At 39.0% G+C, this 26,488-nt stretch carries 22 protein-coding genes and 1 tRNA gene; 14 read left to right on the top strand and 9 right to left on the bottom strand.

The annotated features are described in order from the left end of the window. Nucleotides 1-4 precede the first annotated feature (4 nt). The gene (gene lpxD / locus G9X63_RS10885) at nt 5-1,012 is read right to left on the bottom strand and encodes a UDP-3-O-(3-hydroxymyristoyl)glucosamine N-acyltransferase (RefSeq protein ID WP_252623031.1); all 1,008 of its coding nucleotides are present in this window, start codon (nt 1,010-1,012) and stop codon (nt 5-7) included. Nucleotides 1,013-1,051: 39 nt separating this feature from the next. Beyond that, nucleotides 1,052-2,296: an HD domain-containing protein gene (locus tag G9X63_RS10880; RefSeq protein ID WP_130923260.1), complete on the bottom strand. Its 1,245-nt coding sequence runs from the start codon at nt 2,294-2,296 to the stop codon at nt 1,052-1,054. 87 nt (nt 2,297-2,383) lie between these two features. On the opposite strand from G9X63_RS10880, the gene G9X63_RS10875 reads away from it, so the two are divergent. Then, nucleotides 2,384-2,457, top strand: a tRNA-Ile gene (locus tag G9X63_RS10875). Between the two features lie 43 nt (nt 2,458-2,500). Here G9X63_RS10875 and G9X63_RS10870 read toward each other — a convergent pair. Beyond that, the gene (locus G9X63_RS10870) at nt 2,501-3,754 is read right to left on the bottom strand and encodes an NRAMP family divalent metal transporter (RefSeq protein ID WP_252623029.1); all 1,254 of its coding nucleotides are present in this window, start codon (nt 3,752-3,754) and stop codon (nt 2,501-2,503) included. A gap of 86 nt (nt 3,755-3,840) precedes the next feature. Between G9X63_RS10870 and G9X63_RS10865 the strand changes: the two genes are divergently transcribed. Both G9X63_RS10865 and G9X63_RS10860 read left to right on the top strand, forming a co-directional pair. Beyond that, nucleotides 3,841-4,980, top strand: coding sequence for a hypothetical protein (locus G9X63_RS10865; protein ID WP_252623027.1), 1,140 nt, complete (start codon nt 3,841-3,843; stop codon nt 4,978-4,980). Nucleotides 4,981-4,987: 7 nt separating this feature from the next. Beyond that, complete coding sequence (locus G9X63_RS10860) at nt 4,988-5,503, top strand: T9SS type A sorting domain-containing protein (RefSeq protein WP_130923262.1); 516 nt, start codon at nt 4,988-4,990, stop codon at nt 5,501-5,503. Here the strand turns inward: G9X63_RS10860 and G9X63_RS10855 are convergent, their stop codons facing one another. Continuing rightward, on the bottom strand, nt 5,504-7,591 hold the full coding sequence (locus G9X63_RS10855; RefSeq protein ID WP_252623026.1) for a c-type cytochrome: 2,088 nt from the start codon (nt 7,589-7,591) through the stop codon (nt 5,504-5,506). Between the two features lie 109 nt (nt 7,592-7,700). On the opposite strand from G9X63_RS10855, the gene rhaT reads away from it, so the two are divergent. The 7 genes from rhaT to G9X63_RS10820 all read left to right on the top strand — a co-directional run bounded on the left by rhaT (nt 7,701) and on the right by G9X63_RS10820 (nt 16,677). Continuing rightward, on the top strand, nt 7,701-8,753 hold the full coding sequence (gene rhaT / locus G9X63_RS10850) for an L-rhamnose/proton symporter RhaT (protein WP_252623025.1): 1,053 nt from the start codon (nt 7,701-7,703) through the stop codon (nt 8,751-8,753). After that, a complete protein-coding gene (locus G9X63_RS10845) occupies nt 8,753-9,769 on the top strand; it encodes a GntR family transcriptional regulator (protein WP_252623024.1) in 1,017 nt (338 codons plus the stop codon). Before rhaT ends, G9X63_RS10845 begins: the two co-directional genes overlap by 1 nt. 119 nt (nt 9,770-9,888) lie before the next feature. Then, nucleotides 9,889-11,292, top strand: a complete 1,404-nt coding sequence (gene leuC / locus G9X63_RS10840; protein WP_130896791.1) for a 3-isopropylmalate dehydratase large subunit — start codon at nt 9,889-9,891, stop codon at nt 11,290-11,292. 21 nt (nt 11,293-11,313) lie between these two features. After that, nucleotides 11,314-11,904 (top strand): 3-isopropylmalate dehydratase small subunit, encoded by a 591-nt coding sequence (gene leuD, locus G9X63_RS10835; RefSeq protein ID WP_130896790.1) that lies wholly within the window; start codon nt 11,314-11,316, stop codon nt 11,902-11,904. Nucleotides 11,905-11,929: 25 nt separating this feature from the next. Then, entirely contained in the window at nt 11,930-13,423 is a 1,494-nt protein-coding gene (locus G9X63_RS10830) for an alpha-isopropylmalate synthase regulatory domain-containing protein (RefSeq protein WP_252624879.1), read from the top strand. A gap of 11 nt (nt 13,424-13,434) precedes the next feature. After that, the gene (gene leuB, locus G9X63_RS10825) at nt 13,435-14,508 is read left to right on the top strand and encodes a 3-isopropylmalate dehydrogenase (RefSeq protein ID WP_130896789.1); all 1,074 of its coding nucleotides are present in this window, start codon (nt 13,435-13,437) and stop codon (nt 14,506-14,508) included. Between the two features lie 72 nt (nt 14,509-14,580). Then, nucleotides 14,581-16,677 carry an alpha/beta hydrolase family protein gene (locus tag G9X63_RS10820; protein ID WP_252623023.1) on the top strand — a complete coding sequence of 699 codons (2,097 nt, stop codon included), beginning with the start codon at nt 14,581-14,583 and terminating at the stop codon, nt 16,675-16,677. Between the two features lie 169 nt (nt 16,678-16,846). Here the strand turns inward: G9X63_RS10820 and G9X63_RS10815 are convergent, their stop codons facing one another. Further along, nucleotides 16,847-17,908, bottom strand: a complete 1,062-nt coding sequence (locus tag G9X63_RS10815) for a M42 family metallopeptidase (RefSeq protein WP_252623022.1) — start codon at nt 17,906-17,908, stop codon at nt 16,847-16,849. A gap of 138 nt (nt 17,909-18,046) precedes the next feature. On the opposite strand from G9X63_RS10815, the gene pfkA reads away from it, so the two are divergent. Then, the gene (pfkA, locus tag G9X63_RS10810; protein ID WP_130896786.1) at nt 18,047-19,021 is read left to right on the top strand and encodes a 6-phosphofructokinase; all 975 of its coding nucleotides are present in this window, start codon (nt 18,047-18,049) and stop codon (nt 19,019-19,021) included. Here pfkA and G9X63_RS10805 read toward each other — a convergent pair. Further along, complete coding sequence (locus tag G9X63_RS10805; protein ID WP_130923270.1) at nt 19,018-19,764, bottom strand: YdcF family protein; 747 nt, start codon at nt 19,762-19,764, stop codon at nt 19,018-19,020. The two genes, pfkA and G9X63_RS10805, sit on opposite strands and share 4 nt — an antisense overlap. Nucleotides 19,765-19,805: 41 nt before the next feature. Between G9X63_RS10805 and G9X63_RS10800 the strand changes: the two genes are divergently transcribed. After that, nucleotides 19,806-21,194, top strand: a complete 1,389-nt coding sequence (locus G9X63_RS10800) for a DUF4369 domain-containing protein (RefSeq protein WP_252623021.1) — start codon at nt 19,806-19,808, stop codon at nt 21,192-21,194. Between the two features lie 2 nt (nt 21,195-21,196). Here the strand turns inward: G9X63_RS10800 and G9X63_RS10795 are convergent, their stop codons facing one another. Then, nucleotides 21,197-21,688: a septal ring lytic transglycosylase RlpA family protein gene (locus tag G9X63_RS10795; protein ID WP_252623019.1), complete on the bottom strand. Its 492-nt coding sequence runs from the start codon at nt 21,686-21,688 to the stop codon at nt 21,197-21,199. Between the two features lie 181 nt (nt 21,689-21,869). On the opposite strand from G9X63_RS10795, the gene G9X63_RS10790 reads away from it, so the two are divergent. Both G9X63_RS10790 and ychF read left to right on the top strand, forming a co-directional pair. Continuing rightward, nucleotides 21,870-22,187 (top strand): DUF3276 family protein, encoded by a 318-nt coding sequence (locus tag G9X63_RS10790; protein ID WP_130896782.1) that lies wholly within the window; start codon nt 21,870-21,872, stop codon nt 22,185-22,187. A 90-nt stretch (nt 22,188-22,277) separates the two neighbouring features. Then, nucleotides 22,278-23,381, top strand: coding sequence for a redox-regulated ATPase YchF (gene ychF / locus G9X63_RS10785; protein ID WP_252623017.1), 1,104 nt, complete (start codon nt 22,278-22,280; stop codon nt 23,379-23,381). A gap of 7 nt (nt 23,382-23,388) precedes the next feature. On the opposite strand, the gene G9X63_RS10780 is transcribed toward ychF, so the two are convergent. Both G9X63_RS10780 and G9X63_RS10775 read right to left on the bottom strand, forming a co-directional pair. Further along, entirely contained in the window at nt 23,389-24,615 is a 1,227-nt protein-coding gene (locus G9X63_RS10780) for a type IX secretion system plug protein (RefSeq protein WP_252623015.1), read from the bottom strand. Nucleotides 24,616-24,621: 6 nt separating this feature from the next. Further along, nucleotides 24,622-26,487: an ABC-F family ATP-binding cassette domain-containing protein gene (locus tag G9X63_RS10775; protein WP_252623013.1), complete on the bottom strand. Its 1,866-nt coding sequence runs from the start codon at nt 26,485-26,487 to the stop codon at nt 24,622-24,624. Between the last annotated feature and the right edge of the window lies 1 nt (nt 26,488).

The raw sequence follows: 26,488 nt of genomic DNA, 5'->3' as shown, positions 1-26,488 counted from the left end.
GTTTTTAAGATTCTAATCGTTTTAATAAGTCTGGTAATTGACGTAATAAGGCATTACGCTTCAAATATTCACTGTTAGGGGAGGCCGGCGTTCCTCCTAATACTTGACCTTCTTTACGAATTGTTTTAGTTACTCCAGATTGGGCGGTTACGATGGTTTTGTTTGCAATATTGATATGGCCAGCTACTCCTACTTGACCGCCGATCAAACAGTTTTGGCCAATTTTAGTCGAACCAGATACACCTGTTTGAGCTGCAATAGCCGTATTTGCGCCAATTTCCACATTATGTGCAATTTGTACCAAATTGTCAATTTTAACGCCTTTTTTAATCAATGTTGACCCCATGGTGGCACGATCGATTGTCGAATTTGCTCCTACACTAACCCCATCCTCTAAAACGACATTTCCTAATTGAGGAATGGTAGAGAAAGTCCCATCTGCTTGTGGTGCAAAACCAAATCCATCCGAACCAATCACTGCATTCGCATGGATAGTACAATTGTTTCCGATGACCGTATCATTATAGATCACAACACCTGGATAAATCATACAATTATCACCGATGGTCACTTTATTCCCAATCGTGACATGTGCTGCAATATAGGTGTCTTTACCTATGCTAGAGCCCTTTCCAATGCTTGAAAATGTTCCAAAGTAGAGGTTTGAACCTGTTTTTACATCTTCGGCTATATAGCTAGGTTGTTGAATACCTGTCTCCTTGACACTGCTAAACTCTTGGTATTTTTGTAAAAGAATTGTGAAAGCTGAGTAAGGGTCTTTTACTCTAATTAAGGTTGCTAAAGGCTTTTCTTTTAATACTAAATCAGCTGCAATGATGATCGCAGTAGCTTTTGATTGGTATAAATACGATTCGTATTTAGGATTTGCTAAAAAAGAAATGCTACCTGATTTCCCTTCTTCTATTTTATGAAACGTCGTTATACTTGCTGAACCATCGCCATCTACTGTTCCTTGTATTAATTGGGCTATTTGATCAACAGTAAATTTCATTCGGTCAAACGATGTTAAATTATGGCTAATAGAATTCCTTTAGCTCAATTCTCCTTGCAAATATACGCTCTTTGGACAACAAAAGTAGTATTTTTTTACAATCTTACTTAAAGCTTGTATGGTCGGTAAATCTGATGCCTCAAGTAACTCGACTACTTGACCTTGTTTGTCGACCATCTTAATCGTATTATCTCCCTGAACATAAGCTGCATTTGAAGTGGAACCCTCTACCACAAAGTAGGATAATTCATCATCTGTAATCCCATATTCGCGTTTGATATTCTCTTCAATTTCCACTCTTTTAGCTTTAGGAAGAGGTTGGGAGCCTAATTTGCAGGTAAATAATTTTCTGGCCAAAAAGTGGGTGCATAAATGCTTTAGAATTTTATCACTCGCGTTTTTCCATTCTTTAATAGCTGCCCAAACATCGTGGTCATCTAATTCAGTGAAGGCTATTAATAGACTTTCTTTAGTGGAAAACTCCTCCCAGGTGTAAGTGCTTTTTAGAAATGTTTTCAATGGGCTAGAACAGGGTAATTTCTGACCCTCAGAAATTAAGAATTTAGCTCGGCGTAAAATTTGAATTAACATGGTTTCTGCGGCGATGGCTGTTTTGTGCAAATACACCTGCCAGTACATTAATCGCCGAGCCATCAAGAAATTTTCTGTCGAATAGATTCCTTTTTCTTCAATGACTAATTGTTCATTATTCAAGTCCATCATGCTTAATAGACGCTCGGATCCAATAAATCCTTCACGAACACCCGTATAAAAGGAATCTCTGCTTAAATAATCAAGGCGATCCACATCTAATTGAGAGGAGACTAATTGATGAAAGAATTTACGTGGATATTTATTTTCGAAAATCTCGATAGCAAGACTTAGTTTGCCACTAAAATGCTGGTTTAATTTAGCCATCAATAAAGTGGAGACATCTTCATGTTTAACCTCATTTAGCAACGTGTATTCTAACACATGTGAAAATGGACCATGTCCAATATCATGTAATAAAATGGCGATTTCTGCAGCTTCTCGCTCTTGCGTGGATATAGAATACCCCTTAGCTTTTAAGTTATCTAGGACCTGATCCATTAAGTGCATGGCACCTAAAGCATGATGAAAACGGGTATGATGTGCTCCTGGATAAACAAATTCAGCTAAACCTAATTGCTTAATGCGTTTAAGTCGCTGAAAATAAGGGTGGTCAATTAGTTCAAGAATTAATGGATTATTGATTTTTATAAAACCATAAATCGGATCATTAATAATTTTAGTCGGGTACATGGGAGATTCTTTTCCGAAATTTAGCTAAAAAGGTTAGTATTCCTTAATTTTGTCACACATTGAATTCCAGAAATGGATGTACAATGCGGACTTGTAGCTCAGTTGGTTAGAGCATCTGACTCATAATCAGGGGGTCCATGGTTCGAGCCCATGCTGGTCCACTCTTTTTTTTACCATACTCTTGATAAGGGAGTATGGTTTTTTTTATGCCATAAATTCGAAATAGAGTAGGGCAGCTGCTGCTAATGTCATAATGATTAAAGCAGTGAAGCCTAGTACATTTGACAATTTTGAATTGGTGTTATCACCCATTATTTCTTTATTATTGGATATATGGAGTATGATTGCAATTAATACGGGTGCTGTCATTCCGTATAATATGGCAGTATAGATCAAGGCATCAATGGGAGTTATACCTATATAATTCAAAGATAGACCTAGTAATAAAGAGAAAGCGATGATGGAGTAAAAACCTTTGGCCTCGTGAAACTTCTTATTTAATCCTTGTTCCCATCCGAAAGTTTCAGTGAAAATATACGATAGAGAGCCACTTAAAACAGGAATGGCTATGAGACCGGTTCCAATAATTCCTACGGCAAATAGTAAATAAGCCATATCGCCTGCTAATGGTTTCAAGGCCAATGCTGCCTGTTCTACCGTATCTATTTGATGAATACCACTCTTGTACAATACGGTACCCGTCGTTAAAATAATAAAATACATTACAAATCCAGAGAATCCCATGCCAAAATCAACATCCTGTTCCATCTCCTGAATGATCCGTTTATTGACCATTAATTTTTTATGAACATTCATTTCTTCCACTTCCACAGATGCTTGCCAAAAGAATAAATAGGGCGAAATGGTTGTGCCTAAAATACCCACTAAAATGGCGATGTATTCTTTTGTGAATTCAATTTTTGGGATGAATGTCGCTGTTATTATTTCTCCTACATCTTGTTTATAGAGGAATGGTACTATAAAATAGACGAGCATAACGATACATAAATATTTTAAGATCGCTGCTATTTTCGCATAGGGCAAATAGATAATTAGACCTAAAAGTACCAAAGTGAAAAGTACACTGAAATAGCTCTGGTCAATGGTAGGAAATAATAAATTTCCGACAGCTCCCATACCGGCAATGTCTGCGCCTATATTCATGACGATAGCTGGGAAGCTAAATGTTAACATCAGGTATAAGACGGGTCTCGGATAATGTTTTTTCAGTGTACCAGTTAACCCCTGTTTAGTCACTAAGCCTATTCTGGCACACATTTGTTGAATAGCCGCCATTAAAGGGAAAGCTATTAAGGCTGTCCAAAGTGTTGATAAGCCAAATCCTGCACCTGCTTGAGAGTAGGTAGCTATTCCAGAAGGGTCGTCATCACTTGCACCTGTCACTAATCCTGGGCCTAGTAATTTCCAAAACCGCGCAAATCTTGTATTTAATTTCATATTTTTTTAAGATACTGGTAATTTACGTTTTTTGATTTTGATTCAGTTTATTTTAGTACATTACATACAAAACTAACCACTTAATAATGCTTTTTCTATTTCAATCGATTTTTGTCATGACGCTTTTTACGAGTTTTATGACGCCCTCGATCATCTTTCTGAAATCGCGAGGTTCTCTATTTGCGAATCCAAATATATATTTAGCCGTCTTATTTTTTATCGCTGGTATATATTGCCTGACCATTTATTCGATGTCCTTAGGGCATAGTTTATTATTTACGGTGCTATTATACGGCAATTTTTCTTCCATCTATTTCCTCATTGGGCCATTTTTGTATTTTTACCTGCGAAGTTTGCGAACGGGGTCTACCCATTTACATGGTAAAGACTTTTGGCATTTCATTCCGTTTATTCTCGTTTTTATTGATACTATTCCCTACTATGTTTCTCCTTATGCCTATAAAATAGAAGTGGTAAGGCAGGTATTTAGTGACTGGACTTCTATGTTTCGTATTCAATTGGGCTTTGTGATTAATGCGGCACATTTATATGTGTTAAGACCTCTTTTGCTTAGTTTTTATACCTTTTGGGGAATGTATTATTTGAAGCGAAATCAAGTTTATTTTTACAAAGCAACGAATTTAGGAAGATGGATTATGTTGTTTTTGTTTTTTCAGTGGATGGTATTTGTGGGAATGAGTTCCGTGTTTTTTGGGGTTTGGTTAGATAATACGTTTGGTATTTCACTGTTGAATCATCCTAGTGAAATTAAATATTTGTCATTAGTATCGTATATGATTATGGTCTGTACGCTGTATTTTTTTCCTCAAGTAATATATTTAAATGCTGATCGATTTAAGCGTATTTTGAATCCACAAGAAGCGTATTGGTGGAAAATGGATCAAGCTTTGAATGCGACCTATATTTTTGATAAGCCCTTTCTCGATCCGTTTTTATCTTTGGATCAATTCGGGGAATTAGTCCAAAAGGATACAAGAGAAATACGAGATTTTTTCGAACTTTATCTTTTCACTAGTTTTACAGATGAAATGAACCGCTTACGCGTTCAGTTTGCGAAGAACTTGATTAAACAAGGATGCCAGCAGAAAGCTTGTTTGAATAATTTGTATAAGGATTCAGGTTTTGCTCGTGCGGAGGATTTGGAGCATTATTTTTCTGAATTTGAAGGCTTAACAGTGAAAGAGTTTATTCTAACATTAAAATAATAATCTTATGAGAAGTGCACTAATTACCTTTATCTTTATTTTATCTGCTCAAGTGATTTATTCCCAAAAAGTAATTAGTTCTGCCATTGGAGCTGGAGGCGCTACCACGGTGGTAGATGGTAAATATTATTCTCAAATTATTGGTCAGCAAAGTGCCGTAACAGGCACATCTACGAATGGTGGAGTAGTCGTACGCCAAGGATTTAAGCAACCTTCTCTTTTAGAGAGGAGCATAGCCGCTTCAGGTATAAAGTTAAATGTGCAAGAAGAGAATCCCATTACTTATACCACATTTCCCAATCCTTTTATCGATAAATTAACGATTGGTTTCTCTTCACCTAGTACTAAACCAACCTTTGTAGCCATTTATGATCAATTAGGTTCAGTTATTTACCAACACACCTACGAGGCTCCCATTAAAGAGATTGTATTTACTGACTTTTCTGGTATTCGGGTGGGCAAATATGTTTTGCACGTGATTTCAGCTGGAAAACCTTTTGCTACTACGATTGTAAAAGAATAATTAGAGGCTAAAGGCAATGTATTTATTGCCTTTAGGAGTTCCTAATTTCGTTCCTCCACAGGCGATGACAATAAATTGCTTTCCATTCACTGCATAGGTGGATGGTGTCGCGAAAGCTGCTGCAGGCAAGGTAATTGTTCGTAGCAGTTTTCCTGTTTTACTGGCATAGATGCGCAATTTTCCATCTTTGGCAGCACCAATAATGAGTAATCCGCTTGCCGTCACGATTGGGCCACCATAATTTTCAGCACCCGTACCAGTGATCCCTTGTTTAGCTAACGCTGGTTCATCGCCAAAAGGTATTTTCCAAGCGTATTTACCTGTATTTAAATCGATAGCATTTAGGGTTCCCCACGGCGGACTGAGTGCAGGTAGTCCTTTTGCGTCTAAGAATTTGATATATCCTGTCATTTGGTAAGGTGATACATAGCTATTAGAAGTTTTAGAAGCTACTTCTTTAGGCAATTCGTCGTTGATAAATGATAGAATATGATCCTTTTCCTCTTTAGATAGATGGTTGAATCCAGGCATCATCCCTTTCCCATTGTTGATTATCTGCTGGATATACGTTTTTGATTTTTTTGAGGAAATGCCTACTAAGGTAGGATAACCACTGAAGGGGTTTCCTTTTTTATCCGCGCCATGGCATGATTGACAATTCGTTTGATAAATTTTTTCACCTGGATTTAAACTGCTTCTTTTTGTGGGTACCATCTTTTGAATCCAAGCCATTTCATTACTATTCACATAAAGAATACCGTTAGGGTCAGCCGCTGCACCTCCCCATTCTCCACCTCCATCAAATCCAGGTAAAATAAGATTTCCTTTTTCACTTGGGGCTGCGTGCCAGCTTTTGTTTAAAGAAGCCAAGGTGTTGATTAATTCCTCTTTATTCTCTGAATAGGGGTTAATGTCGTTATGCTGTATTTCTGAAGATAATCTAGCGTAAGGCTTTGGTAAAGTGGGGTAGGGCTGTGTTAGCCAGGCTTTTTCCCCTTTTAATGCAGATCCCATTACTTTTTTTTCAACGATAGGGAAGAGGGGTTTTCCACTAACCCGATCAAAAAGAAAGACGAATCCTTGTTTGGTTATTTGGGCGACTGCAGGAATTTTTTTACCCCGGTGTGTTACTGTGATCAAATTAGGTGGGGCTGGTAAATCGCGATCCCAAAGATCGTGGTGGGTTGTTTGGAAATGCCAGAGCCGTTTACCTGTTTTAGCATCGAGGGCAATGAGGCAATTGGCAAATAAGTTAGCCCCCTTTCTGTTTCCGCCATAAAAATCGTATCCTGCTGAACCGGTAGGTACAAATAGGATACCTCTTTCGTTATCGACTGCCATCCCTGCCCAGTTATTGGCAGCCCCAGTATGGGTGTTTAAATAGGCATCTTTTGGCCAGGTAGTATACCCTTTTTCTCCTGGGTAGGGAATCGTATGGAAGGTCCAAACTAATTTTCCAGTTAATACATCAAAGGCACGAATATCTCCAGGGGCTGCATCAGCTCCTTCAGATAGGCGAACTGGCATAATGATGAGGTTATGGTAAATGGTGCCTGGTGTATTAGAAATAATAAATTTAGAAGAGGCAATGGCTGGTAAGCCTAGGTGTAAATCGATTTTACCTTGTTCACCAAAACTAAGAATAGGTTTTCCTGTCTGAGCATCTAGTGCCCAAAGATTAGGACCTGCTGTATATAAAATGCGTTTCTCAATCCCATTTGTCCAAAAGCTAACTCCGCGCGAAGTACTGGCCCAGTTTTTTAAAGGATCGCAAAATCGCCAAATTTCTTTACCTGTCGAGGCGTCCAAGGCAAAAGCTTGAACAGTGGAGCTTACTCCATAAAGGACTCCTTGGATAATCAGTGGATTTACCTGCATTTGGCCTGAATCCGGAAGATTATATTCCCAAGCTACTTTCAGCTGATCGACGTTATTTGCTTTTATTTGCGTCAATGTAGAATAGTGGTTGCGATCAGAACCACCTAAATACGCCGCCCAATCAGTAAAATCAGCAGGTTTAAGGGCTAGTATGATGATTAGAATAATTAATTCAATGAAATAAAGTACTTTCCTAGGGTGACTAAGCATAGTTCAGGATGATTATTAAACTAAATTCGGAAGCTGATATTCCAAATCTATCATTATTTTAGGTAATATTAGAAACCTTTTGACTTTGAAATTTATAAACTAATTAAATATGGGTTCTATACTAGGTCTTTTCTTTCATTCCCTTGGTGGTTTCGCGTCGGGTTCTTTTTACATTCCTTACCGTAAAATTCAAGTCTGGTCTTGGGAAAGTGCTTGGTTAGTAGGGGGAGTATTCTCGTGGTTGATTGTCCCGATTGTAGCGGCTTGGCTAACCATTCCAGATTTTATGGGAATTATTCAATCGATTGATTCTGATACCTTTTTCTGGACTTTTGTTTTTGGGTTATTATGGGGAATTGGTGGATTAACTTTTGGTTTAGCTATGCGTTATTTAGGGATGTCTTTAGGGATGTCTATCGCCTTAAGTTTGTGTAGTATCTTCGGTGCTTTAGTTCCACCCATTTACCGAGAATTAGCAGGAGTGGAAGGTGATACGATTTCTCACATTGTGGGAAGTACGGGTGGCCAAGTGGTTTTATTGGGGATTTTAGTTTGTGTTTTTGGTATTTTTCTTTGCGGTAAAGCAGGAATGATGAAAGAGAATGAGCTATCTCAAGAGCAAAAGCAAGAAACAATTAAGGAGTTTAGTTTGACCAAAGGTTTGATCGTTGCGACGATTTCTGGACTTTGTTCTGCTTGTTTTAATTTTGGCATTGAAGCAGGTAAGGATTTGGCAGACGCTGCGGTGGCTAAAGGCTGTGATCCCTTGTTTCAAAACAATGTCATTTTTATCGTGGTGTTATGGGGAGGATTCTTGACTAATTTTATTTACTGTATGTATTTAAACTTCTCAAATAAGACTTTTGGTGATTATGTAAATGCTTCAGCGCCTCTTCGTATGAATTACCTTTTTGCCGCAGTGGCTGGTACCACCTGGTTTTTGCAATTCTTCTTTTACGGAATGGGGGAGAGTAAATTAGGAAATGGTGCAAGTTCCTGGATTTTGCATATGGCTACCATCATCATGACTTCTAATTTCTGGGGATTGTATTTTAAAGAATGGAAAGGCGTTTCGTCTACGACAATGCGCACAGTTATTGGTGGAATTGTGGTGATTCTTATTTCAGTTATTATTGTGGGAATCGGTAATTCTATTCACTAATGTTGCAGCTGATACAAATCGATGAATTTTCCTCCACGCCTAAATACCGACAATTAGCGAATGCTATTATTGAAGGTATACAGCAAGGGAAAATAAAGAAGGGAGAATCATTGCCTTCGATTAACGAAGTGAGTTTTGAGCATTATATGGCTCGAATAACGGTGGAGAAGGGTTATAATTACCTCAAGCAACAAGGTATCATCGATTCAATTCGCGGAAAGGGATTCTATATTAAAGTGGAGGAAGTTCCTCGAAACCTCCGCATATTTCTTCTTTTTAATAAATTAAGTGTTCACAAAAAAATCATCTATGATGCTTTTGTAAAAGCGATAGGGGACCAAGGTTCTGTCGATTTTTACATTTACAACAATGATTTCAATCTCTTTAAAAAGATCGTAGATAGCCGAGATCGGGATTATACACACATGGTCTTGATCCCACATTTTGTGGAAGGAGAGGAGATGGCGGTTGATTTGATTAATTCACTGCCTAAAGAGAAGTTGATTTTATTGGATAAGTTGTTGCCCGGAATTCAAGGGAAGTTTGGAGCGGTGTATGAAGATTTTGAACATGATATTTACCAAAGCCTACAACAAGCCAAAGAATCAGTAGCCGCCTACCAGCAGATTCGGCTCGTTTTTCCGGCGCAGAGTTATTATCCAAAAGAAATCGTTCAAGGATTTATTAATTTTTGCCGAGATTATGCTTTTGAGTATGACGTAGTGGAATCTGTAAATGAGGTTATTTTGTGTGCAGGTCAAGTGTATATTACGGTGATGGAGGATGATTTACTACTTTTATTAGAACGAATTCGAAACGAGTCATTACAATTAGGAAAAGAGATAGGGATAATTTCTTATAACGAGACCCCCATTAAGCGGTTGTTATTTGAAGGTATTGCTACGATTTCGACGGATTTTGAAATGTTAGGTCGCAAAGCAGCTGAATTAGTGCTTTCGAATGAGCGGAATAAATGGCCAAATCCGTTTGTATTTATCTCCCGCGCCTCACTTTGACTTTTATTTTATTTGGCAAAATTCCAATTTAACAGCCGATTTGCTTTGCATTTTTGCAAAAAAAACGCCATTTTTGTAGCTTAATTATAATTAAAGCGCCTTTTAAATTAATTGATATAATGAGCAATTCCCCAACAACCTTATTTGATAAAGTATGGGACTCACATGTCGTTCGTAAGATTGCTGATGGTCCAGATGTGTTTTTCATTGACCGTCATTTTATTCACGAAGTGACGTCTCCTGTAGCCTTTTTAGGTCTTGAAACACGTGGTATTGGTGTATTATTCCCAGAGCGTACCTTTGCGACTGCGGATCACAATACGCCTACGATTAACCAACACTTACCCGTTGAGGATCCTCTATCTGCGAATCAATTATTGCAATTAGAGAAGAATACAGCGAAATACGGTATTTCTCATTGGGGTTTAGGTAATCCAAAGAATGGTATTGTACACGTAGTGGGGCCAGAAAATGGTATCACCTTACCAGGTATGACTATCGTTTGTGGTGATTCTCATACGTCTACGCACGGTGCTTTTGGAGCCATTGCATTTGGTATCGGAACTTCAGAGGTGGAGATGGTGCTATCATCTCAGTGCATTATGCAGCCTAAGCCTAAGAAAATGCGAATTAACGTAAATGGGGAATTAGGTAAAGGAGTTACGCCAAAGGACGTTGCTTTATACATTATTTCTAAATTAACGACTTCAGGAGCTACGGGTTATTTCGTAGAGTATGCGGGGGATGTGTTTGAGAAAATGTCAATGGAAGGCCGTATGACGGTTTGTAATTTGTCTATTGAGATGGGTGCTCGTGGTGGCATGATTGCTCCCGACCAAACAACATTTGACTATATCGAAGGACGCGAATTAGCCCCTAAGGGAGCAGATTGGGATAAACAATTGGCTTATTGGAAAACGTTGAAAACGGATGCAGGCGCTACGTTTGATGAAGAAATCACTTTCTTGGCTTCAGATATTGAACCGATGATCACTTATGGTACCAATCCAGGAATGGGTATGGGTATTTCTAAGCAAATTCCGAATGCGGATGAGGTAGAAGGAGGAGTAGCGACTTATGAGAAGTCTTTGGAATATATGGGCTTTGCTCAAAATGATTCCATGATCGGTAAGAAAGTAGATTACGTATTCATTGGTTCTTGTACCAATGGTCGTATTGAAGATTTTCGTGCTTTTGCATCGATTGTAAAAGGTCGTAAGAAAGCGGATCACGTGACGGCTTGGGTAGTACCAGGTTCTCATATTGTGGAAGCACAAATTAGAGAAGAAGGTATTTACGATATTTTGACGGAAGCAGGATTTGCCCTTCGTCAGCCAGGATGCTCTGCTTGTTTAGCAATGAACGATGACAAGATTCCGGCAGGTAAATATGCGGTGAGTACGTCTAATCGTAACTTTGAAGGTCGTCAAGGACCAGGTTCTCGCACTTTATTAGCGAGTCCTTTAGTCGCTGCGGCGGCTGCAATCACAGGTGTTGTAACTGACCCTAGAGAATTTTTATAAGATCGAATAAATAAAAGCAAGATGGCTTACGATAGTTTTAATGTATTAAAAAGTTCTGCAGTACCTCTTCCGATTGAGAACGTGGATACAGACCAAATCATCCCAGCTCGTTTCTTAAAGGCAACAGAGCGTAAGGGTTTTGGAGATAATTTATTTAGAGATTGGCGTTATGATAAAAACGATGCTCCTAAGGCAGATTTCGTTTTAAATAATCCCACATACTCAGGTAAGATTTTAGTAGGAGGAAAGAACTTTGGTTCGGGTTCTTCGCGTGAACACGCTGCTTGGGCGATTTACGATTATGGCTTCCGTTGTGTGGTTTCTTCTTTCTTTGCGGACATCTTCCGTGGAAATGCAATTAACGTAGGTGTTTTACCCGTACAAGTGAGTCCTGAGTTTTTACATCAGATTTTCACGGCGATTGAGGCTGATCCGAAAGCAGAATTAGAGGTTAGTTTACCGGAGCAAACTATCACGATTGTAGCGACTGGTGCGTCTGAAAAGTTCGCTATTAATGGATACAAGAAAAATAATTTATTGAATGGATTCGATGACATCGATTATTTACAAGCGATGAAGTCGGAAATCAGTACGTTTGCTGAAAACCGCTAGTCATTTGAAACGCCACATAGAAATAATGGATACGACGCTTCGCGACGGAGAACAAACCAGCGGAGTATCGTTTTCAGCCTCAGAGAAGTTAACCATTGCTCAATTGCTATTGACCGAATTGAAGGTTGATCGTATTGAGATTGCCTCTGCGCGTGTATCTGAAGGCGAATTTCAGGCGGTGAAGAAGATTACGTCTTGGGCCGCTGCGAATGGTTTTTTGGATAAAGTGGAGGTGTTAACCTTTGTTGATGGAGGAACCTCTGTTCAATGGATGCTAGATGCAGGTGCTAAAGTGATGAATTTATTGACTAAAGGATCTCTTAATCATTTAAAACATCAATTAAAAAAGACGCCGGAACAACATTTTAAGGAAATTGCAGAGACCATTTCTTTAGCCAAGTCGAATGGTTTATCGGTGAACGTCTATTTAGAAGATTGGAGTAATGGGATGCGCAATAGTGCAAACTATGTGTTTCAATACTTAGATTTTCTGGCTACACAACCAGTCGATCGCGTTTTACTCCCAGATACCTTGGGCATTCTAACTCCTTATGAAGTATCGGATTTTATTAAGCAGTTAATCGCAAAGTATCCGAACACGCATTTTGATTTTCACGCACACAACGATTACGACCTTGGAACGGCAAACGCCTTAGAAGCGGTTCGTTGCGGCGTTCACGGTTTGCATTTAACGGTGAATGGAATGGGTGAACGTGCTGGAAATGCACCATTAGCGAGTGTTATTGCGGTTTTGAATGATTACCAAACGGATGTAAAAACCTCTGTTTGCGAAAAGTCATTATACCGTGTTAGTAAATTAGTGGAAACTTTTTCAGGTTTCCGTATTCCTGTGAATAAGCCGGTGGTGGGAGAGAATGTCTTCACGCAAACGGCGGGTATTCACGCGGATGGTGATAAAAAGAATAATTTATACCATAATGATTTGATGCCTGAGCGTTTTGGCCGTGAGCGTAAATACGCTTTAGGAAAGACGTCTGGTAAAGCGAATATTGAGAATAATTTAGCTGCCCTTGGCATCCAGTTGTCTGATCAAGATTTAAAGATTGTTACGCAGCGTATCATTGAATTAGGCGATCGTAAAGAGGTTGTCACTCAAAATGATCTTCCTTACATCATATCTGATGTGTTAGATAGTAATACGATAGAAGAGCGAGTTCAGGTGTTGAACTATGTCTTGACACATTCGAAAGATTTGCGACCTTCGGTTACCTTAAAGATTTCGATTGATGGTGACGTATTTGAAGAACACGCACAGGGAGATGGTCAATACGATGCCTTTATGAAAGCATTAGGAATTATCTTCGAGAAGCACGGTAAAATACTTCCGGTATTGAAGGATTATGCGGTGCGTATTCCACCTGGCGGTGATTCAGATGCGCTTTGTGAGACGATTATTACTTGGGCAGACGGAGATAAAGAGTTAATTACGAGAGGTTTAGATTCTGACCAAACAGTTTCAGCTATCAAGGCCACTCAGAAAATGTTGAATTTGATTTAATAAAAATAATAATGGCGAAGAAGCATATTTTAATTGTTCCAGGTGATGGAATTGGTCAAGAAGTGACTGAAGTAGGAAAGAAAGTATTAGAGAAAATTGCGGCTAAGTTTGGTCATGATTTTACTTATGACGAAGCATTAATTGGTCACGTGGCGATTGAGGCGACAGGGGATCCATTGCCAGCAGAAACGTTGGAGAAGATGAAAGCATCTGATGCGGTTCTTTTTGGTGCGGTAGGTCACCCGAAATACGATAATGATCCATCAGCCAAGGTTCGTCCAGAGCAAGGATTGTTAAAAATGCGTAAGGAATTAGGTCTATACGCGAATCTTCGTCCGATTAAGTTATTTGATGAATTATTGAGTGCGTCTAGCATTAAGCCGGAGATTTTAAAAGGAGCAGACATTTTGTTCTTCCGTGAATTAACAGGAGATATTTATTTTGGTGAAAAAGGTCGTAAAAATAATGGCGATACAGCGTATGACGTTGCGGAATACAGCCGTTACGAAGTAGAGCGCATTGGTCGCAAGGCTTTTGAAGCAGCTCGTACGCGTAAGAAGCATTTAGTTTCTGTCGACAAAGCGAACGTATTAGAGTCATCTCGTTTATGGCGTGAAGAGATCCAAAAATTAGCGTTGGAATACCCTGATGTAACGGTGGAATACCAATTCGTAGATGCGACAGCGATGTTGTTGATCAAAGATCCTAAACGTTTTGATGTAGTGGTTACTGCGAATTTATTTGGAGATATCTTAACAGATGAAGCATCTCAAATTGCTGGTTCGATGGGTATGCTAGCTTCTGCTTCTATCGGTGATGGTACGGGTGTTTACGAGCCTATTCACGGTTCCGCACACGATATCACGGGTAAAGGCTTAGCAAATCCAATGGCGTCCGTTTTATCTGCCGCTCTTTTATTAGACATTTCTTTCGGAATGAAAGCGGAGTCAGAGGTGGTTATAAACGCAGTGGACCAGGTATTGAAGAAAGGATTCCGCACTGGTGATATCGCTGATGCGACAACAGATAAATCAATGATTTTAGGAACCGATGCGATAGGTGAAGAAATCTTGAAATTGATTTAATCGAATTAACTCGTATTTTTATGCTCAGTGTCATGCGATACTGAGCATTTTTTATACCTAGACATTTCATCTATGAAACATTTATTTTTTTTACTTTTCACTTTTAGTGTTTTAGCCAAAAGCCCTAAAGAGAAAATTCAAGTTACTGATTTACTGAAAATCAAGACAGCAGGCAAACCTATTGTCTCCCCGAAAGGTAATCAATTCCTCTACACGGTTACTTCCATTGTGGATGATCCCGATAAGAAGAATGAATTTGTATACCAGACGCATTTATATCTTGGTAGTCTGCAGACAGGTGAATCGAGAGCCTTAACCTCTGGCAAGAATTCTATCTCATCGCCAGTCTGGAGTCCCGATGGTACCAAAATAGCTTTCACTCGCGATATGGGTGCTAAATCTCAGGTGTATGTCTTGGATTTAGCAGGAGGGGAGCCTCAGGCGATGACCAACCTACCATTCGCGGTTTCCAATCCAGTTTGGTCTGCTTCTGGTCAGGAAATTTATTTCCAATCTTCATTTACTATGAAGGAATTCCTTGTGGATTCGGTCTATAATAAGAAAGGTTTAGTTCCGTCTTGGACTTTGGAAAAACCCATGCTTTCAGGCTTAGCTAAGAAATTAAAAGCAAATCCCAATGGAAACTTAGACGAGGTGAGAGCCTACCTAGCTCAGAACGAAGCTGATAAAAAGGCTAAAGTGATCAATCGCCTGAATTTCCAAGAGGAAAGTACAACCACCTCTGATATAAGCATTCCAGCTTACTTTAAGACAAATTTGACAGGAAAAGCTGTTTTATTGAATAATCCATTCTCACGTTGGTCAGATGTAGAAATAGCTTCCAATGGTATCTATGCGGTCATTCCAGCCGATTCATTAGCTCATCCCGATAAAGTATTGGATTCGTATATTGTTTTTGGGTCAAAGGTTATCTACCAAAAAGTAGGATACCGGATGTCCAATTTGACCTTATCTCCTTCAGAAAAATGGTTAGCCTTTCAAGAAGCTAAATCTACTGGAGTTCAAAATGCGGTGCTTCAAATTATCTCCGTGGCTAATCCCTCTCAAATCTATAAGGTTCCCATCGATCGCGTGATTACGCAAGTTAAATGGTCTTCAGATGAAACTAAGCTTTATTTTACCGCACAAAATCAGGGTGGCGCCCCACTTTATGTGTATGATGTGGCGACCAAACTGGTAAAACAAATGACTGACAATAACACAGGTATTTTAGGATTTGATCTGACTAAGGCTGGTTTTGTGTATGCTAAAACAGGAATTGAAAACCCGTCTGAAATCTACCAGCAATCTGCAGATTCTGTTCGCACATTTACTTCATTGAATACGGGTTGGTTAGCTTCTAAAAACATTGTTCGACCTATTAAACATACTTTCACAAATGCGAAAGGCCAAAAAGTGGATTATTGGGTGATGAAGCCGACAGGTTTTGAAGTGGGTAAGAAATATCCAGTCGTTTTAGAAATTCACGGTGGTCCCTCTGCTATGTGGGGAACTGGAGAAGCAAGTATGTGGCACGAATTTCAGTATTATGCAGCTAAAGGAATGGGTGTAGTGTATGCGAATCCGCGCGGTTCAGGTGGCTACGGTTCTGATTTCTTAGCGGCTAACGTGAAGGATTGGGGTGCAGGACCTACTGCTGACGTGATGAAAGCCTTGGATTTGACTATTGCCGAAGGTTGGGCAGATACTACTCAACTCGCTGTTACAGGTGGCTCCTACGCAGGTTACCTTGTGTCTTGGATCGTGGGTCACACGAATCGCTTCAAGGTAGCGTGTGCACAGCGTGGTGTCTATGAGCTTTCAACCTTTATGGGCGAAGGAAATGCGTGGCGTTTAGTGCCAAATTACTTCGGTGGATATCCTTGGGAAAAAGCAACGAAGTCTATTTTAGATAGAGAATCGCCTTATACCTATGTGCAAAATATCAAAACCCCTCTGTTAATTTTCCACGGCGAAAATGATTTGCGGACTGGTGTTATCCAAAGCGAAATGCTGTACAAAAGCCTAAAAGTATTAGGTCGTGAGGTGGAATATGTCCGTCATCCGGGCGGTACACACGAATTAACCCGTTCAGGTAATAACCGCCAGCGTATTGATCAATTGTTGAGGACGTATGAGTTCTTTGCGAGGTATTTGAAAATACAGTAATCAGTAGACAGTAATCAGTAGACAGTAATCAGTAGACAGTAGACTGTAATCAGTAATCAATAGACAGTAATCAGTAGACAGTAATCAGTTCCACAAAAAAGAGTAGAAAAAATTTACCTTCTCTAATCTATAATTTACTGATTACTGGCTACTAGATACTGTATATTAATTAAAAATAACGCCAATCCTCATTTCCCTTCACCTTCAATAAGCATTGGTAAATAAGATCGATCACTGCATTCATATCATCTTTCGCAATGGTCTCTACGGTGGTGTGCATATATTTCAATGGCAAACTGATAAGAGCGGATGCGACGCCTTCTGTGGCGTAAGCAAATGAATCCGTGTCTGTTCCTGTAGAGCGAGATACGGCCTGTCTTTGGAAGGCTATCTTGTTTTCATCTGCCACATCGATAATAAAATCGCGCACATTATTCTGTACAGCTGGTCCATAACAAATGACTGGTCCTTTTCCGCAGGCCATGTCGCCTTGCGTTTTTTTGTTATACATAGGTGACTGAGTGTCGTGTGTCACATCAGTAATGAATGCTAAATCTGGCTTCAATCGGCGAACAATCATTTCTGCTCCACGTAATCCAATTTCTTCCTGTACTGTATTAACGACGTAAAGCGTATAGGGTAGGGTGATGTTATTTTCTTTCAGTCTTCTAGCGACCTCTGCAATCATATAACCACCTATACGGTTGTCTAAGGCTCGTCCTACTAGGTATTTTCCGTTTAATTCCATTAAACCATCTTCGAAAGTAACGACTGTTCCCACGTGAATCCCCATTTCTTCTACCTCCTTTTTATTCGCAGCACCACAGTCGATGAAGATGTCAGCGATAGCTGGTGCTTTGTCTTTGGCAATATCTCTTACGTGAATGGCTGGCCACCCAAAAATCCCTTTCACCACTTTATCTTTCGTGTGAATATTCGCCCGCATGGAGGGCGCAATCAAGGCATCTGATCCGCCGTTGCGACGTAAAAACAGATATCCATTATCATCGATATAGTTCACAAACCAAGAGATCTCATCTGCATGCGCTTCAATGACCACCTTGTAAGGTTGCCCTGGATTAATGACGCCCACAGCAGTTCCGTAGGTATCGATGATTTTTTCATCGATGAAAGGTTGAATATAATCTAACCAAATTTTTTGTCCACTTGCCTCAAATCCGGTAGGAGAGGCGTTATTTAAATAGGAGTACAAAAATTCGTTTGCGTTCATGTGTGCTTTATATTTAATGTGACTAGCTCTCAAATTTACGTTTTTATTGCATTTTTAATACCAAAATTCGAGGTAAAAAGAGAGAAAGATTGTATTTTTGAAAGAATAAAGAGTCTAAGAAATTATACGACAGAAGAGATGAAGAAAATAGCTGTATTTACGTCGGGTGGTGATGCCCCAGGAATGAATGCTTGTATTAGAGCAATTGTTCGAGGTGCTGCGTACCACGGTGTGGAAGTATTTGGGATTGTAAGAGGATATAATGGAATGATTAAAGGGGATATTATTCCTTTGAATTCACAATCTGTTAGTAATATTATTCAGCGTGGAGGGACGATTTTAAAATCAGCTCGTTCTAAGGAATTTATGACAGCAGAAGGTCGTAAGAAAGCCTATGATAAGTTGCAAGAATTAGGGATTGAAGGTTTAGTGGCGATTGGAGGTAATGGAACCTTCACTGGAGCTGAGATTTTTTATAATGAATTTAAGATACCCACGGTAGGTGCCCCGGGTACTATCGATAATGATTTATTTGGTACAGATTATACGATTGGTTTTGATACAGCCGTAAACACTGCGCTAGATGCAGTAGATAAAATTCGAGATACGGCCGATTCACATGATCGCGTGTTCTTTATTGAAGTAATGGGTCGTGATTCTGGTTATATCGCCATTCAATGTGCGATTGCAGGTGGAGCCGAGTCTGTGATGATTCCTGAGAATTTAACTTCAGTAGATGAGATTTCTTCTATACTTCAGAAAGGTTTTGATAAGAAGAAGTCATCCTCTATTGTGATTGTTGCTGAGGGAGATGAAGAAGGGAACGCACAGATTGTGGCTAAGAAAATTAAAGACAAAATGGGCGAGAATTTAGATATTCGCGTTACTACTTTAGGTCACATTCAGCGAGGTGGAATTCCTACTGCCTATGACCGTATTCTAGCTAGTCGTTTAGGTTTAGGTGCTTTAGAGGGCTTATTACGTGGAGAGAAAAATGTAATGGCGGGTGTAGTGAATAACCAGTTGATTTATACGCCATTCCATGATACGATTACTAAGAAGAAGCCTGTTTCGGAAGATTTAATCCGCATGGTTGAGATTTTGTCTACCTAGGCAAAACCAACAATTTTATAAATGACGTAACCAGCCATTTCCCTGATTAATTCAGCGAATTTACTGAGGTTACGTTCTTGAGGAATAACTAGATCGAGGATACCTGAAGGGGTATCCTTTTTCTTTATGTCTGCAGGGAAGTCAACCACGATAAATCCTTCCTTTATATAACATGCTTTAGCTCTTGGCATATGCATAGCAGAAGTAACTAATACCATTTTTTCTTTAAGATACGGTTTAAGAATCTGTTTGGTATAGACCGCATTTTCATGTGTATTTCGAGCACTTTCTTCTAAAACGATATCTTCCGGTTTTACACCCATAGCAATGAGTATTTCCTCCACTTTCTTGCTTTCTTGCGTTTCGTCGATCTTTAGACCTTTAATATTGACGTTTCCACCTGTTATAAGGAGTTTTTTTACGATACCTTTTTTGTAAAGGAGTAATGGTTGAATAAATCGATCTGCTGTTTCACCTGTTCGATAGCCTTCTCCTGCGCGCATCATTCCACCACCTAAGATGATGCACCACTGGTAGTTTTGGGTCAATTTTACTTGAGGACTTTCATAGGCCAAATAACACTGGTTGACAAACCAGCCGTTACTACAGAGAATAAGAGCACCTAAAGTGACTAAAATGAGGCGTTTTGTGTATTTACTAAAATAGGCGACTCCCAGCAGGATAAATATCCAACAAAGTGGTTGAAGGAAAAAGTCGATTATTTTAGATAGGATGAAAAACATTGTAAATTTGGAGGTTAGTGACACAAATTTATTCTAATCTTATGAAAGTAGTCAGTACTCTTCTTTTTATTTTCCTGTTTGCTTTTAATTCTGATGCCCAATATTCCATAAAAGGTAAGATTAAAGGTTTGTCTACATCTGAGGTGTATTTAGCGCATTATTTTGGTTATAACCAACAAGTTATAAAAGATACAGTGGTAGCGAATGAGGTGGGGGAGTTTGAATTTAAAGGTTCTGAGGTTTTACCTAAAGGATTATACTTGATATCCTTTCTTAAATCTAAATACATTGATGTGGTAATCGAAGATCCTCATTTTTCTTTTTCCTTAGACACGACTGATATTTTAAAATCGATCAACTTTGTAAATTCCGCGGAAAATACAGCTTTTTATGTCTTCCAAAGGAGAATGAATGACTTGTATGCCCAGATAAATCAACCAACTCTTTCTCTTTCTAGCCGAAAGAATTTACAATTAGAAGTGCAGCAATTTCAACAGCAATGGAAAAAAGCTAATGCTTCTTTATTCGTTTCTAAACTCATTGAATCTTCCTTTGATCCAGAAATTCCAGTCTATTCAGGCAGTTTAAAGTCGAAGGCGGATACCACTAAAATGCAAGTGTATCAATACCAATACTACAAGAAGCATTATTTTGATGGGATGGATCTGGGGGATGAGCGCATGGTGCGTACGCCTTTTTTACAGCGTAAATTAGAACGATTTTTTAAAGATTTAGTAGTTCAAGATCCGGATTCGATTTCGCGCGAATCCGATATGATTCTATCAAAAGCTAAAAACCCCGAAGTGCGTCGTTACATCATCTATAAAATTGCGAGTACGTATGAGAACAATCCTATTTTAGGTACTGAAGGGGCATTTGTTCACTTAGCGGAGAAGTATTACATTGGAGAGCCGGCCTTATGGGATACAAGTACGGTAAGGCGAATGAAAGAACGTATAGCAATCATTAAACCTTTACTTGTAGGCAAGCCCTTTCCTAAGATGTATTTGACTGATGTGGGTGGTAAAGAAATTAATATGAGCTCTTTGCCCTTTAAATATACAGTTGTGTTTATCTATGATCCAGAATGCAGTCATTGCAGGATTGAAACCCCTAAACTAGTGGCATTGAAAGATTATTTTAAAGCCAAAAATGTGGGAGTTGTGGCTAGTTCTATCGTTCGAGATAAAGTCGCCTGGAAGAAATTTATAACGGAGTTTAATGCAGGCTCTTGGCTAAACGGAATCGATATTCATGTGAATTCTAAAACAGGAAAAGAAGAATTTTATACTGATTTTAGAAAGACGTTTGATGTCTACTCCACACCCGTAGTTTATGTGTTAGATGAGCAAAAAAGGATTGTGGGTAAGCGGATACCAGTAGAAAATTTGATGGATTTTATTCAATATTTGGAAACAAGACGTAAATAAGACTAACGTTTGATATATTTTTTGTTTTGGACGTTCTTCTTCATTTTGTACTGCGTCTTGTATTTTAGACGTGATTTTTGGTAGAAGTTACGGCTGAATTTGGGGGTACTTACTAAGGATAATTTTTGATAGGGGATGAGCATTAATTCATTCTCAAATCCAACTATCTTTATTTTTACACGTACTAATCCTATTTTCTTTAGGTTTAATTTCTTTGCAGCTGCTTCTGATAAATCAATGACTCTTCCTTTTCGGTAAGGACCACGATCATTAATACGAACAATGACGCTTTTGCGATTGGCTAGGTTAGTTACTTCAACTAATGTATTAAAGGGAAAACGCTTGTGGGCAGCCGTTAATAAGGTCTTCTTTAATTTTTCTCCGCTGGCCGTTTTTTTGCCATAGAATGAATTAGCGTAAAAAGAAGCGATACCTACTTTTTCGTATCCTAATTCTTGTGCTATAGAAGAAAAGGATAAAAATAGTGCTAACAATAGTACTATTGAAGGTATTTTTATCATTAAATAGGATGGATGATGATTGTAAAGATGGAGGATTTAGTTGGGAATTAAAAATGACAAGTTTTTAGGTCTCTGCTTAATTCTGGATATTTTTTTTGAGTGAATGAGAATAAATAGTAGATTTACACATTGTGAAACTATAATTTTAATACCAGTGGAAGAAAGAGATAGAGAAGAATTATTTTCTAAACGTATTCGGGCAGGAAAGAGAACCTATTTTTTTGATGTGAAGTCAACCCGTTCTCAAGATTATTACATTACGATCACAGAAAGTCGTCGTCACCAGAAAGAAGATGGCTTCGTATACGAGAAACATAAAATGTTTTTGTACAAAGAAGATTTTGATAAATTTATCGAAGGTTTGAATGAGGCCGTTAATCACGTTAAGACTGAATTGATGCCAGACGTTGATTTCTCCTCGTTTAATCGTGATGAGGACGAGTTTGGGAACAGTGAATTGAAATGGGAGTAATTATCTTTAAAATATTCAAAAAAGCCTCTGAGAAATCAGGGGCTTTTTGATTTTTAGCCGTACTTTTGTGCTTTCATTTTTAAAATTACTATGGGATTAACTTGTGGAATTGTCGGATTGCCTAATGTGGGTAAATCAACTTTGTTTAGTGCTATTTCTTCTAATAAAGCAGAAGCGGCGAATTACCCGTTTTGTACTATCGAGCCTAATGTGGGTATCGTCACTGTACCAGATAATCGGTTGAACGTGTTAGCTGAATTAGTGAATCCGAATCGCATTTTACCTACTGTTATTGAGTTTACAGACATTGCTGGTTTAGTAAAAGGTGCTTCGACTGGAGCAGGTTTAGGGAATAAATTCTTAGCTAATATCCGAGAGGTAGATGCTATTATTCACGTAGTTCGTTGTTTTGAAGATGAAAATATTGTTCACGTGGAAGGACGTGTGAACCCAGTAAGTGATAAAGAAATTATTGATTTAGAATTACAGATAAAGGATTTAGACTCTGTAGATAAGAAGATTTCTAAAACAGAACGTGCTGCGAAAGCAGGGGATGCCAAAGCAAAAGCTGAATTAGCGGCATTACAACAATTTAAGGCCACCTTAGAGGAAGGTAAATCAGCGCGTACGGTTGTAATGGATGATGAACTTCGTCAAGCGGCAATAGGTGATTTATATCTATTGACTGATAAGCCTGTGATTTATGTGGCGAATGTGGATGAAGCTTCGATTGCCGCAGGTGGCAATCAGTATGTGGACGAGCTGAAAGCGAATGTAGCGCCTGAAAATGCAGAGGTTGTAGTCGTTTGTGCTGCTTTAGAAGCTCAGATTGCAGAAATGGAGGATTTGGACGATCGTGCGATGTTTTTGGAAGAATATGGTTTGACAGAATCTGGCTTAGATAAGTTAATCCGTAGTTCGTATCATTTATTGAATTTGATTACCTACTTCACAGCGGGTGTTCAAGAAGTGCGCGCTTGGACGATACAAAAGGGGTGGAAAGCACCCGCTGCAGCTGGTGTAATTCACACAGACTTTGAACGAGGTTTTATTCGTGCTGAGGTAATTAAATTAGCTGATTATGTCGCTTACAAAACCGAAGCAGGATGTAAAGACGCCGGTAAATTAAGTGTGGAAGGCAAGGAGTATGTAGTGCAAGATGGTGACATTATGCACTTCCGTTTTAACGTGTAAGGACTGTCTACTGACCACTGATTACTGTTGTATACCCCACCAGTGAATCATATCTTGTTCCTGGTTTTTGATAATAAACGAGTACCTCATATAGGTTTTCGGTTTGAGCATGATTTCCCTCTAATGTCACATTAGGGGGATTTTTGCTTTTAAACTGGTAGTTATAAATGCCTTGTTTTAGCATTTGGGTATTTTCTAAGAAACCGGTTGCGGGGTTTAAACGCAATGGAGCATTAAACGTGAAATTATTGAATCCTCCCGCCACAAAGACATCGTTGAGCGAATCTGTAGGCTTTAATCGAAAAGTACATTCTACATAGTCCGCTTGCAATGGATTCTCCTGGTTTTCATATGATTCAATTACATAAGCACCATTTAGGTCATTTCTTTGTACGTATGGATATAGTCCTTGGGCTTGTTCTATTTGGGTGCTGACGGAGTTTATTGTTTCACCTGTTGCGACATGATCCACAAAGGAAAGTTTTTGCTGTGAGCTTCGTAGGTCGATGAGTCTAAATTCATTGGATCCCGGAAATGCATTTTCTTGGCCAAAGAAGGGGAATGTTAAGCTATTTTCTTGAAGATTAAATTGGCCTTCAGGTAATCTTTTTAGCAAGTTCTCTGATTGGTGGTTTTGGCGAACCTGGATACTTAGCTGATCATCACCTGCGAAATTTAAGCTAGGAGGAATGTGTAATTTGAAATCGATGGTTTGATGGCTGGCACGTAAGGTATTGGTTTTGGCATACGAAAAAGACGTCTGCACTTTCACCAGTTGTTCTGCTACAGAGAATCGAACGCATAATACAGTATCGCGTTTATTCCGTTTATTATACACCATCGCGATGTAATTCCCACTGACTTTTAGGCTTGAAATAGGAACGGCATAGTGTACATAGGGGACTTTGGTCCCCACGGAGGAAGATGGATTCCGAAGCGGAATATCATTGAAATCATCCAAATATTCAATGTCTGAAAGAGGGGATGGTTTCCAATCTGCCTGGCAATGGATAATACGGAAATAATAGGACGGGTAGGTGATCCCTAAGTCATCGAATTGCAAGGTCGCCTCGTTTGAAGAACCTAAATTCAGTACAACATTCGGATGAAGGAATCTGTCGGATGTTTGTATAAAAGCCGTTTTAATATTCGGATGATGAATACGCGAAACGATTTGTGGATAAACAGAAAAAGGAAGACCTAAAAATAGCAAAAGCGAGATATAGGTCTTCATTTTGGTCTAGATTAATGCTTCCCAAGAAGCGGTTGTTTTAGATAAGTTCTCTTTTTCAGCAGCGAGTGACACCTCCAGTTGCTTCAGGCCAGCATAGTCGGATTGATTTGCTAAATCTACCATTTGTACTTCGATGGCAGCAATTCGATTTTCGATTTCCATGATCTCAGACTCTAGCTTTTCTATTTGCTTAGCCTGATTAGGTGTTTTGGCTTCTACTGGAGCTAATTCGGGCTTTGCTTTAAGAGCTGCCTTTATAGAAACAGGTTTTGATGTTTCGCGAGTAGCCATCCAAGTCTCGTATTCATCGAATGAGCCTGGATATTCTTTGATTTCGTGATCCTCGATGTACCAAATCTTATTGGCGATATTACTAACGAAATAGCGGTCGTGGGAAACGACTACATAGGTTCCTTCGTATTGTTGTAAGGCTTGAATCAAGATATTCACCGATTGCATATCCAAGTGATTGGTAGGCTCATCGAGTAAAAGGAAGTTCGCTTCAGAGATTAATACTTTAGCCAAAGCCACACGCGATTTCTCTCCCCCTGAAAGTACCTTGATCTTCTTGAATACTTCTTCTCCTGAAAACAAGAAACAACCTAATACCGATCGTAATTCCATATCGGTTTTTGTCGTCCCTGTGCCCTTTAATTCATCTATTAAGGTATTTTCTACCGTTAAACTTTCTAATTGGTGCTGAGCGAAGAAGGATTCAATCACATTGTGACCTGTACGTCTTTCTCCTTCGATTTGTTCTGTACCAGAAATGATACGAAGTAAAGTTGATTTTCCTTTTCCGTTTGCACCGATCAAGGCAATTTTATCACCTCTATTAATGGTTGCAGAAGTATTCTTTAAAATAACCTTTTCTCCAAATGCCTTTGAAATGTGTTCTAAGAACAAAATGAAACGACCCGGTTCAGTTCCAAAGTTAAATTTGAAATTCACCTTCGCTTTTTCATCTATCACATCATCAATAATATCTATTTTATCCAATGCTTTTACGCGCGATTGTACTTGTCTAGCTTTAGAAGCTTTGGCCTTAAAACGCTCGATGAATCGTTCTGTCTGGCGAATCTGAGATTGTTGGTTCTCAAATGCCCCTTTTTGAATCTCATTCCGGAGTGCTTTTTCTTCCATATAGAAAGAATAATTACCCGGATATAAGGTGATTTTAGCGCCAGAAACTTCGGCAATATTATCAATGGTGCGATCTAAGAAATAGCGATCGTGAGATACGACCACAATGGAACCTTCATAATCGTGTATGTATTTTTCAACCCATTCAATGGACGGTAAGTCCAAGTGGTTAGTAGGCTCATCAAGCAGGAGTAAGGCAGGCTTTTGTAATAATAACTTGGCTAACATCACCCGCATACGCCACCCTCCAGAAAATAATTTCAGGGGGCGATCTAAATCGCTCGTGCTAAATCCTAAACCTTCTAATATTTCCTCAGTTCGAGATTGGATAGTATAACCGTCCAAACGCTCGAAATCTTCCTGCAGTTTTGCTAATACATCAATGTCTTTATCTTCATAATTTGTTTCCATCTTATGAAGTACTTTATCAATATCTTTTTGAAGCTCTAACTGCTTTTCAAAAGCCTGCATGGCCACATTCAAAATACTGTCATCCGTTTGGTAGGACAATAGATCTTGGTTTAAGAAACCAATGGTACAATCTCCAGACTTAGAAATCGTGCCACCATCGGGAGTGTATTCACCAGAAATAAGGCGTAATAAAGTAGATTTACCGGTACCGTTCGCACCGATTAAACCGATTTTAGTCTTAGGCTTGATGTGTAAACTAGCTCCTTCGTACAAGGCGCGACTTCCGAAATAGAAGTTTAAATTTGATATTGATAACATA

Source organism: Aquirufa antheringensis, assembly GCF_023921165.1.
Taxonomy (GTDB): Bacteria; Bacteroidota; Bacteroidia; order Cytophagales; family Spirosomataceae; genus Aquirufa; species Aquirufa antheringensis.
This window is presented reverse-complemented; position numbering and strand designations above follow the sequence as displayed.